Origin of the sequence: Shouchella patagoniensis (genome assembly GCF_002019705.1) — a bacterium.
GTDB classification, from domain to species: Bacteria; Bacillota; Bacilli; order Bacillales; family Bacillaceae_D; genus Shouchella; species Shouchella patagoniensis.
On sequence record NZ_KV917377.1, the window covers coordinates 246565 to 259021 of the forward strand.

Annotated in this window: 13 protein-coding genes; 10 read left to right on the forward strand and 3 right to left on the reverse strand. The window is 39.2% G+C overall.

Annotated features, from left to right (window positions below; genetic code table 11):
• A partial coding sequence (locus tag BK584_RS24990; protein WP_245808784.1) for an IS3 family transposase occupies positions 1–259 on the forward strand: 259 nt, incomplete at its 5' end.
• Here the strand turns inward: BK584_RS24990 and BK584_RS01425 are convergent.
• The 3 genes from BK584_RS01425 to BK584_RS24405 all read right to left on the reverse strand — a co-directional run bounded on the left by BK584_RS01425 (position 256) and on the right by BK584_RS24405 (position 1782).
• On the reverse strand, positions 256–453 hold the full coding sequence (locus BK584_RS01425; protein ID WP_078390934.1) for a hypothetical protein: 198 nt from the start codon (positions 451–453) through the stop codon (positions 256–258). The two genes, BK584_RS24990 and BK584_RS01425, sit on opposite strands and share 4 nt — an antisense overlap.
• Positions 454–721: 268 nt before the next feature.
• A complete protein-coding gene (gene sda / locus BK584_RS25490) occupies positions 722–865 on the reverse strand; it encodes a sporulation histidine kinase inhibitor Sda (protein WP_078390935.1) in 144 nt (47 codons plus the stop codon).
• Positions 866–1611: 746 nt separating this feature from the next.
• Complete coding sequence (locus tag BK584_RS24405) at positions 1612–1782, reverse strand: hypothetical protein (RefSeq protein WP_169870983.1); 171 nt, start codon at positions 1780–1782, stop codon at positions 1612–1614.
• 396 nt (positions 1783–2178) lie between these two features.
• On the opposite strand from BK584_RS24405, the gene hemW reads away from it, so the two are divergent.
• The 9 genes from hemW to BK584_RS01480 all read left to right on the forward strand — a co-directional run bounded on the left by hemW (position 2179) and on the right by BK584_RS01480 (position 12405).
• On the forward strand, positions 2179–3333 hold the full coding sequence (gene hemW / locus BK584_RS01440; RefSeq protein WP_078390937.1) for a radical SAM family heme chaperone HemW: 1155 nt from the start codon (positions 2179–2181) through the stop codon (positions 3331–3333).
• A 108-nt stretch (positions 3334–3441) separates the two neighbouring features.
• Positions 3442–4470 (forward strand): heat-inducible transcriptional repressor HrcA, encoded by a 1029-nt coding sequence (hrcA, locus tag BK584_RS01445; RefSeq protein WP_078390938.1) that lies wholly within the window; start codon positions 3442–3444, stop codon positions 4468–4470.
• A 169-nt stretch (positions 4471–4639) separates the two neighbouring features.
• Positions 4640–5218 carry a nucleotide exchange factor GrpE gene (gene grpE / locus BK584_RS01450; protein ID WP_078390939.1) on the forward strand — a complete coding sequence of 193 codons (579 nt, stop codon included), beginning with the start codon at positions 4640–4642 and terminating at the stop codon, positions 5216–5218.
• A 19-nt stretch (positions 5219–5237) separates the two neighbouring features.
• The gene (gene dnaK, locus BK584_RS01455) at positions 5238–7073 is read left to right on the forward strand and encodes a molecular chaperone DnaK (RefSeq protein WP_078390940.1); all 1836 of its coding nucleotides are present in this window, start codon (positions 5238–5240) and stop codon (positions 7071–7073) included.
• A gap of 159 nt (positions 7074–7232) precedes the next feature.
• Positions 7233–8357 (forward strand): molecular chaperone DnaJ, encoded by a 1125-nt coding sequence (gene dnaJ / locus BK584_RS01460; RefSeq protein ID WP_078390941.1) that lies wholly within the window; start codon positions 7233–7235, stop codon positions 8355–8357.
• Positions 8358–8464: 107 nt separating this feature from the next.
• Positions 8465–9406, forward strand: a complete 942-nt coding sequence (prmA, locus tag BK584_RS01465) for a 50S ribosomal protein L11 methyltransferase (RefSeq protein ID WP_078390942.1) — start codon at positions 8465–8467, stop codon at positions 9404–9406.
• A gap of 11 nt (positions 9407–9417) precedes the next feature.
• A complete protein-coding gene (locus BK584_RS01470; RefSeq protein ID WP_078390943.1) occupies positions 9418–10164 on the forward strand; it encodes a 16S rRNA (uracil(1498)-N(3))-methyltransferase in 747 nt (248 codons plus the stop codon).
• Between the two features lie 10 nt (positions 10165–10174).
• Entirely contained in the window at positions 10175–11533 is a 1359-nt protein-coding gene (gene mtaB / locus BK584_RS01475; protein ID WP_078390944.1) for a tRNA (N(6)-L-threonylcarbamoyladenosine(37)-C(2))-methylthiotransferase MtaB, read from the forward strand.
• Positions 11534–11640: 107 nt separating this feature from the next.
• Positions 11641–12405 (forward strand): class I SAM-dependent methyltransferase, encoded by a 765-nt coding sequence (locus BK584_RS01480; protein WP_078390945.1) that lies wholly within the window; start codon positions 11641–11643, stop codon positions 12403–12405.
• Positions 12406–12457: the final 52 nt, after the last annotated feature.

Below are 12457 nucleotides of genomic sequence, written 5' to 3' on the forward strand. Positions count from 1 at the left end.
AGACGAATCGCTTCAGGTGTTTGGGATTGAACGTTCGTTAAGTTTAAAAGGATGTCCCTACGACAATGCGGTAGCTGAATCCATGTTTCATATCGTGAAAGTCGAGTTCCTAAAGCGCTATACGTTCGACACAACCACGGACTTAGAACGTGAACTAGCTGACTATCTTCATTGGTATAACCATTTTCGTCTGCATGGAACCTTACAGTATCAAAGCCCAATTGAATTCAAACAAACTGCCCACAAAAAAAGTGTCTAAAAAAGTGTTGACGGTCCAGCCTCAACTAAACCAGAACTAAGGTGGACGCATGTATCGTTGTCAGAAATTATACACAATAGTTCTTTCTCCTCCTTCACAATAATTCCTTCCTCTTGCAAGTAAATTAAATGGTGAATAGACACTTCTTTATTTTTATCTTCAATTTTATTTAATAACTTGATTAACTCATCCACTCTCAACTAATCCCCTCTTTTCTTGGATTATAACTATTCTAAGAAAAGCTTGTTTTATTACACATACAAAAAACAGCTTCAGCAAGTTTCGTGATTTGATTTGTGAAACGTTAATATAATACAATTGAATTACTTTTTCGAAAATTGCGCGTACAAGCAAAAGCTAGAAAGGGGGATTCATTTAGGCGTGAAAGATGTTCTAAACAAATTAATAAATGAGTTTGAATATAAGTTGGGAAGAAAGCTGACTTTTACTGAAAAAGAATTTTTAGCTACCATCGCTAGTAAAATCAACACTCCTTCGGATTAATTCATTTTTAAAAATGTCTGTAAAATCTTCTTGTAGTTTGAGTTTCTTTGCTTCTACAAATGCTTCCTGCATTAATTTTGTAGGAATTTCATATATCGTCATAAGGCATCCGTTAAAGTGGAATTACAAGTTTTTTTTACAAGTGCATTTGCAGTAAATCAAATAAAAAGCCCCTCTTAAAAGCCAGGCTGTATTAGATTATCCTTTTAACGTTTTTGCGTAAACGTTAAAAATTACGTGTAGATTAAAGGTAAAAGCGCAATAAGATTAAACAGCGCGGCCGTTCTTAGGGACGGTTTTTTTGAATGAAGGAAAAACTTTATAACAATGTAAAGAGGTCACTAATTTAACACTAGGTAAACATACAATCAAATTTTTTATTGTGGCATTTAATATTAAAAAGAAGGGAGAGGGGAGAAAAAAGTAATGTGTAGTGTTCGATATAAAAAGTGCTGTGTGTGTCACAGTAATATACAGTATTTTGAGCGGTCCCGTCAAAACCTTCCAACCTTGCCTATACCAAGCCCTCCAGCCGAAAGATTTCCTTTAAGAGAACTGCTGATCTCATTAATTGGGGATACTATAGAGGTCTTTACACCTTTCGGAATTTTAGTAGGAACGTTAGAAGCTGTTCAAGAAGACTATATTATACTAGTAGATGAAACTAATTCGCAGAATCTTGTTCGTTTGGCTAAGATTGAAAGTGTGCTCATATAGCAAATAATGGAGGTTACCGAGTAGTAAAAGCTATAGTTATACCCGTATCGGGATCTAGCAAAAACCTTTCTTAATGACAAAAAGCGCCCCTGCACGGGCACTTTTTTCATTTCTAACACAACACATTATTGTTATTTCTCCTCCGAAAGCTTGTCCCGTCTTTCTAAGGTGAAATTTTCCAACTCTTGTAAGTCTTCTACTGTCGCTTGCTTCTTAACAAAGTTTCTAGCAGTTGATCGGTTTCTAAGGTACCGGGCTCCAGCGACGCCTGCCAGTAAAACGATTATCTTGTCTACATCCACTCGTTATCTCCTCCTTTCTATACTCTAACCACACTATCGATAGTATGGTTAGTCAACACTTTTTGTAATATTGATCTAAAGTAATTTAAGGGTTATATTTTTACAATTATAATAAGGAAGACTAACGGAAAAAATGAGCCGTCTATCAGGCACCCGGAACAAAAGATATGGTAAGATACATTAAAGTATAATTAAATATATATTAGGATTTAGAACCCCATAAAATCGGGGTTCCGCATCGCTTGCTAGATACAAATAAATACATTAGAATACAGGTAATTACTAGCGTGCTGTAGGAAGCATTTATGGCTGTCTTGCGCATGGACGATAACTAAGTCTGAAAAAGCCGCCTGCGATGTAGGCAGGCTTTTTTCATGTGAGAAGGAGAGTAAATCTATGGGCCAATCAATTTATGTACACATCCCTTTTTGCGAACATATATGTCATTACTGCGACTTTAATAAGGTATTTTTAGAAAATCAGCCTGTTGAAGCATATATTGATGCGTTAATTAAGGAGATGGAGCATTCAGAACAGTCTCGAAAAAAGGTTCCGATTCAGACCATATATATAGGTGGTGGAACACCTACGGCATTATCTGCACAACAACTTGATCGACTAATGACCGCAATGCATACCGTTTTTCAGTTAGATGCCTTACTTGAATGGTCGGTTGAAGTGAATCCAGATAGTGCGGATGAAAACAAACTAAGTGTCTTGAAGAAACATGGAGTAACCCGTTTGAGTTTAGGTGTTCAAACATTTACCCAACCGTTATTAGATGAAATTGGGCGAACACACTCGCCAGAGAGTGTGCAACAGGCAATTGTCACAGCGAGAAATCAAGGATTTACGAACTTGTCCGTTGACTTAATGTTAGGCCTTCCTAACCAAACAGTCGAGCATTTTTCCGATTCCTTAGATAAAGCCTTAGCATTAGGAGTAGAACATATTTCAGCTTATATGTTGAAAGTTGAAAAGCAAACCGTGTTTTACAATCGTTATAAAAAAGGGAAACTACGCTTACCACCAGAAGAAGCGGATGTAGCAATGTATGATTTATTGCGATTAAAAACATCACAAGCTGGATTGTATCAATATGAAATTAGTAACTTTGGGAAAATGGGATATGAGAGTAAGCATAATCTTGTCTATTGGAAAAACGAGGAATATGCAGGTTTTGGAGCTGGAGCATCCGGTTACGAGCGGCAGGTGAGGTATCAAAATATTAATCCAATCCAAAAGTATATTGATGCAGTTATGGATAAGGGTCAAGCGAGAATGAGGGAACATCAGGTCTCTAAAGTGGAATGGCTTGAAGAAGCGGTTTTCTTAGGATTACGCATTCGTGATGGGATTGATAAAGAATCATTTAAGGCACATTATGGGTATGATATAAACGAATTATTCGCAGACGAAATTCGCATAGGGATACAAAAAGGTTTGATAGAGGAAACAACAAGTCATTTAAAACTAACGGAAGAAGGGTTGCTCCTAGGAAATGAGGCGTTTGAATTATTTGTTGCCGTTTTAGATGAAGAAGCCTTTTAACTATGGAAAAAATGAGCTTTTAGCAATTGACAACAGAGCCTCTTTTTGATAGTGTAACAATAGTATTAGCACTCGCTTGCTTAGAGTGCTAACAGGGAGGTGCTTGGAATGTTAACGGAAAGACAACTTATGATTTTACATGCAATCGTTGACGATTATGTTCGTTCCGCAGAGCCTGTTGGTTCACGAAGCATCTCAAAACGGAATGATATTCCGTATAGTCCAGCAACAATACGAAATGAGATGGCAGACCTTGAAGAACTTGGTTTTCTGGAAAAGCCGCATAGTTCAGCTGGAAGAGTGCCTTCACAGCATGGATATCGCTATTATGTAGACCATTTATTATCTCCACACCGATTGACTGTTGCAGAACGCGCAGGGCTTTCCCGACTAACCTCTGCAAGTTTGGAAGCAATGGAAGAAGTCTTTCAAGAATCAGCACGGATATTGTCAGAGATGACTAGTTACGTTTCTGTTGTTCTTGGACCTGAATCGTTGAATGAAAAACTGAAAAATATTCAAATCATCCCAATGGACAGCCGAAAGGCCGTTGTTATTGTTGTGAGCGATACAGGTCATGTTGAGAATCACCTTGTGCAAATTGGAGAAGGTGTAACGTCTACTGATTTAGAGCGAACCGTTAATCTTTTAAATGAGCGATTAATCGGAACACCTCTTTCCCAGTTGCAAAAGAAAATCAATATAGAGTTAGGACAACTATTCCGAGATCATATTGACAATTATCAACAAGTGCTCGGTATGTTGGAGCGGACGATGGTCTCTGGTGTGAGTGAAAAATTGTTTTTCTCGGGAAAAACGAATTTAATGGAGCAACCTGAATTTCAGGATGTTGGCAAAATGCGTTTAGTTTATAAAACGTTAGAAGAAGAGAATCTATTGCAGCAGTGGTTCCGAACACAACAGGCAGACGGATTACAAGTCTCAATTGGTCAAGAAAACCAATTAGAAGCATTTGAAGCTTGCAGCATTATTACTGCTTCTTATGCGATTAATGGTCGTCATGTTGGAACACTTGGAGTGATTGGGCCAACAAGGATGGAGTATAGGCGAATGATTAAAGTGGTTGATTCGCTTTCAAAAGATTTGTCTAAACTGTTAACAGGATTTAATGAGTGATGGTATGCGCAGCAGCTAATCTGCTGCTCTACATAAAGCATGAGTGTTAGGCAATGTAATTGCATGACACATGCACCAATCGAAGTATTTGCAGACTAGCTAGGTTATTTGCTAAGCTGTCCAAGAATCAAGTCTGTAAATACGGAAACATACTAGGAGGTGAACAATCATGGCTGAAGAAAAGAAAGATGAAACAATTTTGGAAAATGAATCACTTGAGCAGGAAATGCCTGAAGCTGAAAAAGAAGTTGAGCAAAAAGAAGCTTCTAATGAAGAAACGATTGAGGCGAATGATGAAGAGTCAGAGGTTCACCCTCTTGAAATAGAGTTGGCAGAAACAAAAGATCGCCTTGCTCGTGTTCGAGCGGATTATGAAAACTTCCGTCGCCGTACAAATGAAGAAAAAGAAGCACAAGCTAAATATCGTGCACAAGGATTTATTGAAAAGCTTTTGCCTGCACTTGATAATTTTGATCGGGCGTTAACTGTTGAACCACAACACGACGAAGCAAAACAGCTTCTTCAAGGAATGGAAATGGTTAACCGTCAAATTCAAGATGCGTTAAAAAATGAAGGTGTTGAGGTTATTCCGACAAAAGGGGAAATGTTTGATCCACATCTTCACCAAGCAGTGATGCAAGTAGAAGAAGAAGGATATGACAGCAACCAGATTGTCGAGGAGCTTCAAAAAGGATATCAATTAAAAGACCGAGTCATTCGGCATTCTATGGTAAAAGTGAATTCATAGTTTTGGGAGGAAAAAAGAAATGAGTAAAATTATTGGAATTGACTTAGGTACAACAAATTCATGTGTAGCAGTTATGGAAGGCGGAGAAGCAACTGTAATTCCAAATCCAGAAGGCAACCGTACGACCCCATCTGTAGTTGCATTTAAAGATGGCGAGCGTCTTGTTGGAGAAGTGGCAAAACGTCAAGCTATTACGAACCCAAACACGGTTATTTCTATTAAACGTCACATGGGAACAGACTACAAAGTAGAAGTAGATGGAAAGAGTTATTCTCCACAAGAACTTTCAGCGATTATTTTACAAAAGCTTAAGTCCGATGCAGAAGCATATTTAGGTGAAAAGGTAACGAAGGCAGTTATTACAGTACCTGCTTACTTTAATGACTCACAACGCCAAGCGACAAAAGATGCTGGAAAAATTGCTGGTCTGGAAGTAGATCGTATCGTTAACGAACCAACTGCAGCAGCGCTTGCATATGGGCTTGAGAAAGAAGAAGATCAAACAATTCTTGTCTATGACTTAGGAGGCGGTACATTTGACGTATCAATCCTTGAGCTTGGTGATGGTTTCTTCGAAGTAAAAGCAACTTCTGGTGATAACAAGCTAGGTGGCGATGACTTTGATGATGTTATCATGGACTATCTTGTAGCAGAATTTAAAAAAGAAAACGGCATTGATTTAGCACAAGATAAAATGGCAATGCAACGTTTGAAAGACGCTGCTGAAAAAGCGAAAAAAGATCTTTCTGGTGTCACACAAACACAAATTTCATTACCGTTTATCACTGCAGATTCTTCAGGACCAAAGCACCTCGAAATCAACTTGACTCGTGCGAAATTCGATGAGATTTCTTCTGAACTTGTTGAACGTACATTAGCACCGACACGTCGGGCATTATCAGATGCAGGAATGTCAGCTTCTGAAATTGATAAAGTTGTTCTTGTAGGTGGATCAACGCGTATTCCTGCAGTACAGGAAGCGATTAAACGTTTAACTGGAAAAGACTCACACAAAGGAGTTAACCCAGATGAAGTTGTTGCTCTAGGTGCAGCAATTCAAGCAGGTGTATTGACTGGAGATGTTAAAGACGTTGTTCTTCTTGACGTTACACCACTTTCACTTGGTATTGAAACAATGGGCGGAGTCTTCACTAAGCTAATTGACCGTAATACAACAATTCCAACATCAAAATCACAAACATTCTCTACAGCGGCTGATAACCAACCTTCTGTAGATATCCATGTGCTTCAAGGTGAACGCGAAATGGCAGCTGACAACAAAACGCTTGGTCGTTTCCAACTTAGTGATATCCCACCAGCTCCACGTGGAGTCCCACAAATTGAAGTAACATTTGATTTAGATGCAAACGGAATTGTAAATGTAAAAGCAAAAGATCTTGGAACAAACAAAGAACAATCAATTACAATTACTTCATCATCTGGTCTTTCTGATGAAGAAATTGAAAAAATGGTTCATGATGCAGAAGAAAATGCTGAAGCAGATAAAAAACGTCGTGAGCAAGTAGAGCTTCGTAATGAAGCAGATCAACTCGTTTTCTCAACTGAAAAAACACTTAAAGATTTAGGTGATAATGTTGAGCAAGAAGAAAAAGATAAAGCAGAAGCAGCAAAAGACAAGCTAAAAACTGCACTTGAATCGGATAACGAGGAAGAAATTAAAACAGCAAAAGACGAGCTTCAAGAAATCGTCACAGCTTTGACAACAAAAATGTATGAGCAAGCAGCGCAAGCGGCCCAGCAGCAACAAGAAGCTGGTGGCGAAGGTGCAGAGCAACAAGATGAGAATGTTGTTGATGCGGACTATGAAGAAGTAAATGACGACGAAAAGAAATAAGAGCGGATTGGAGAAAAGTCAAAGTCAGCGTCATGGCTTTGGCTTTTTTCTCTGAAATAGGTGTCTCCTATTGCAAGGAGCGCTTACCTGGTGATAAGATGAACGTTATGTGAGAAAACGTGAGGCGGCAAAAAGTCGCATTCAGTCGGGAGGAAAAACGTGAGTAAACGAGATTTTTATGAGGTGCTCGGGGTAAGCCAAGGCTCTTCTGAAGAAGAAGTGAAAAAAGCGTACCGCAAATTAGCTCGGAAATATCACCCAGATGTAAACAAAGAAGAGGGTGCTGAAACAAAATTTAAAGAAGTAAAGGAAGCATACGATACATTAAGTGATCCACAGAAGAAAGCGCATTATGATCAATTTGGTCATACTGATCCAAATCAAGGGTTCGGTGGTGCTGGTGGAACAGGAGACTTCGGTGGTTTTAGCGATATTTTTGATATGTTCTTTGGTGGAAATGGCGGTGGTGGCCGTCGTAATCCAAACGCACCACGCCAAGGGAATGACCTCCAATATACAATGACACTTGAATTCAAGGAAGCTGTTTTTGGAAAAGATACGGAAATCGAAATTCCTCGGGAAGAGACATGTGAAACGTGTGACGGTTCAGGTGCTAAAGCCGGGACTAAACCTGAAACATGTTCTCATTGCGGAGGCTCTGGTCAGTTAAATGTAGAGCAAAATACACCATTTGGCAGGGTCGTTAATCGCCGCGTGTGTAATCATTGTGAGGGAACAGGGAAAACGATTAAACATAAATGTGGAACGTGTCATGGAAAAGGCAAAGTGAAGAAACGTAAAAAAATCAGTGTGAAAGTACCAGCAGGAATTGATAATGGACAACAGCTACGTGTAACGGGTCAAGGAGAAGCTGGTGCTAATGGCGGGCCTGCAGGTGATCTTTATGTTGTATTCCAAGTGAAGACACATGAATTCTTTGACCGTGAAGGCGAAGACATTTATTGCGAAGTACCACTTACATTCCCACAGGTGGCACTTGGAGACGAAATAGAAGTACCGACATTGACTGGAAAAGTAAAATTAAAAATTCCAGCAGGTACACAGACAGGTACAAACTTCCGCTTGCGTGGAAAGGGTGTACCAAATGTTCACGGACGTGGCCAAGGTGACCAACATGTACAAATACGTGTAGTAACACCAAAAACCTTAAATGAAAACGAAAAAGAACTAATGCGTGAATTCGCTGGAATGAGCGGTGGAAAGCCTGAAGAGCAAAACGACGGCTTTTTTGATAAATTACGTCGAGCGTTTAAAGGCGATTAATCAAGTTAAGACTACGTATATATATGGTGAAGGAAGCTTGTTTTAAGCATTCCTTCACCTATTTTACGGAAAAAATGATTTATAGGATTAATAAGGGAGCTAATACAATGAAATGGGCAGAATTTCGTGTTCACACCACACAGGAAGCAGTTGAACCAGTTTCTAATGTACTACACGAATCTGGTGCAGCGGGTGTTGCAATTGAAGACCCTCATGATCTTGTAACAGAATGGAGTGTCAAATACGGTGAAGTGTATGAGTTATCACCTGATGATTATCCCGAGGAAGGCGTTATGGTCAAAGCCTATTTTCCAATGAATGATACGTTTAAACAAACAATGAGCCACGTACAAAACCGCATAAAAGAGTTGGAGAATTTCTCAATTAATATCGGACGAGCTGAGATGGATTATGTTGAAGTCGATGATGAAGATTGGGCTACTGCATGGAAGAAGTATTACCATCCGGTACAAATAACCGAGCAATTGACTATTGTCCCGACATGGGAAGATTATGAGCCTGGACAAGGTGAAATGACGATTGAACTTGACCCAGGGATGGCTTTTGGTACAGGAACACATCCAACTACGATTTTGTCGATCAGATCTTTAGAAGAAGCGGTGAAACAGGGCGATTCAGTTATTGACGTGGGTACGGGCTCAGGGGTATTGGCTTTAGCCGCATGGAAATATGGAGCTGGACCTATTCGAGCACTGGATTTGGATGAAGTAGCCGTTAATAGCGCAAAAGAGAATTTTCGCTTAAATCGAGCGGAACCCTTTATCGAAATCGCACAAAATAACTTACTTGAAGGTGTTCAGCCTAACGCTGCAGATTTAGTCGTAGCTAACATATTGGCAGAAGTCATTATCTCGTTTACATATGACGCTTTTAGAGTAGTAAAACCAGGTGGGGTGTTTTTGACTTCAGGAATTATTTCTCGCAAAAAAGATGATGTGATAAAATCACTAGAAGACGCTGGTTTTCAAGTAGAAGATGTGACTGAATTAGATGATTGGGTTGCGATTAAAGCTGTTAAGCCTGTATAAAGAGGTGTGTGATGCAACGTTATTTTATTGCGGATAAGCAAATGTCCTCTAAATCTGTAGAAATTACAGGGGAGGATGCCGGCCATATAGCACGAGTGATGCGAATGCAGGCAGGCAGTGAAGTGATATGTGTAAATGAGCAAGGAAGAGCAGTTCAAGTTGAGTTATCGTTGGTAGATAAGGAACGAAGTGAAGGGCGGATCTTAGCGGAAATTGACACCACTCCAGAAATGGCTGTACGGGTTACAGTTGCGCAAGGTCTTCCGAAAGGCGATAAGCTTGAAACAATTGTTCAAAAAGGTACTGAATTAGGTGCTTACGCTTTTCTTCCTTTCACTGCCAAACGTTCTGTTGTAAAATGGGACGAGAAGAAAGAGCGTAAAAAAATGGAGCGTTTGCAAAAAATCGCAAAAGAAGCGGCGGAGCAATCGCATCGAATGAAAGTACCAGAAGTTCGTGCTCCTTTAACTGTTAAACAATTAGCAGAGAACATGAAGAACTATGATGTATGTATCATTTGTGATGAAGAAGAAGCAAAAATTGGTGAAGTAGGGCGTTTAAAAAAAGCGTTTGAACGACTAGAAAAAGAGATGACTATGCTTATCGTTGTTGGTCCAGAAGGCGGACTTAGCCGTGAAGAAGTTAACTTATTCTGTGAATCCGGGGCAGTTGCCTGTGGCATAGGACCTCGAATCGTTCGAACGGAGACGGCGAGCCTATATGTTTTGGCTGCCCTTTCGTACCATTTAGAAATTTGAGGTGAATCTATTGTCAACCGTTGCGTTTCATACATTAGGTTGTAAAGTAAATCATTACGAAACTGAAGCAATTTGGCAGCTCTTTAAACATGAGGGCTATGAAAAAGTAGAATATGAACAAGCTGCGGATGTTTATGTTATTAATACATGCACTGTAACCAATACTGGCGATAAAAAAAGCCGACAAGTCATTCGACGTGCGATCCGCAAAAACCCAGACGCAGTCATCTGTGTAACAGGCTGTTATGCTCAAACATCTCCTGCTGAAATTATGGCAATTCCAGGAGTTGATATTGTAGTAGGGACGCAAGATCGAACAAAAATGATTGGTTATATTGAGCAGTATAAGCAAGAACGTCAACCCATTAATGGCGTAGGTAACATTATGAAATCTCGTGTATACGAAGAATTAGATGTGCCTTCTTTTACTGATCGCACACGTGCTTCATTGAAAATCCAAGAAGGTTGCAACAATTTTTGTACATTCTGCATTATTCCTTGGGCTCGTGGACTGATGCGTTCCCGTGATCCGGAGGAAGTAGTAAAACAAGCCCAACAGCTCGTTGAAGCAGGTTATAAAGAAATTGTTTTAACCGGAATTCATACTGGAGGATACGGTGAAGACTTAAAAGATTATAGCTTAGCAAGGTTACTTGAAGATTTGGAGAATGTAAGTGGATTAAAGCGCATCCGTATCTCTTCAATTGAAGCGAGCCAATTGACAGATGAAGTCATTGCTGTTATTGGAAAATCAACTAAAGTGGTACGTCATATGCATATACCCCTTCAATCTGGTTCGGACACTGTTTTGAAGCGGATGCGTCGGAAATATACGATGGATGCTTTTGCAGAGCGTATTACAAAATTAAAAAAAGTATTGCCACGTTTAGCGATTACGTCTGATGTAATCGTTGGCTTTCCTGGCGAGACAGAGCAAGAATTCCAAGAAACATATGATTTTATTGCTAAACATCAATTTAGTGAGTTACACGTATTTCCTTATTCAATGCGGACAGGAACACCTGCTGCGAGAATGACAGATCAAGTTGATGAAGAAGTGAAGAATAAACGCGTTCATCGGTTAATCGAACTTTCAAACCAACTTGCAAAAGAATACGCATCAAGTTTTGAAAATGAAGTCTTAGAAGTAATCCCTGAAGAACGGGATAAAGACAATCCGGATAGCGGGCTATATGTAGGTTATACGGATAATTATTTAAAAGTAAAACTTCCCGCTGATGAATCAATGGTAGGAAGTATCGTTAAAGTGAAAATAAAAGAAGCGGGTTATCCATTTAACCGAGGCGAGTTTGTTCGCATATTGGAAGAAAATGACCATTTACGTAAAGAATTAAAACCTTTGGCTTAGCCAAAGGTTTTTTTCTTATACATAATGATAAGAAAATGGCATTATCTTTCCGATTATTTCTTCCCTTATACTATAACTAAGAAAAGAAAAAGAAGGGGAGATGAAAAATGGGGAAAAGTGCTAAAGAACAGTTTGGTGCTTATGCAAGTGCATATGTGACGAGTAAGAAGCATGCAAAAGGAATGGATTTAAATTTGCTTGAACAATTAGTTAAAGGTTCAGAAGCGACTTCTTTATTAGATGTTGCAACAGGTGGAGGGCATGTAGCAAAGAAAATGGCACCTTATGTAAAAGAAATTGTGGCTATAGATTTAACTCCAGAAATGCTAGCTGTTGCTGAAAAACATCTCGATGAAAGTGGAATTACAAATGTACAGTTCATCGAAGCACCTGCGGAGAAATTGCCATTTAAAGAAAGTACATTTGATTTTGTTGTTTGTCGAATTGCGGCACATCACTTTATGAATGTAGCTGCTTTTATCGCAGAGGCATTCCGTGTATTAAAGCCAGGTGGACGTTTCTTTTTACTTGATAACGTAGCTTTGGAAGATGACGCGTGTGATCATTTTTATAATGAACTGGAGTATAAGAGAGATGGAAGTCATAAACGTGCTTACAAAAAATCAGAATGGCTATCCATGGTTGAAGCTGTTGAATTTGAAATCGTACAATTACACGTTTTTAAAAAAGAATTTGATTTTCAAGACTGGACGGGTAGAGTACAGATGAAAGAGGATGTTAAGAAAAGATTAGAAAACTGGATCTTTGCACAACCGCTTGAATTAAAACACGCTTTAAACGTGGAAGAACGTAGAAATAACATCATACGTTTTAAAGGACAGTCGATATTGTTAGAGGCACTAAAACCTTAGTCATCTCAAGGTTTTTATAATGGCAATACTCGTCTTGTATGTAAATTCGTGT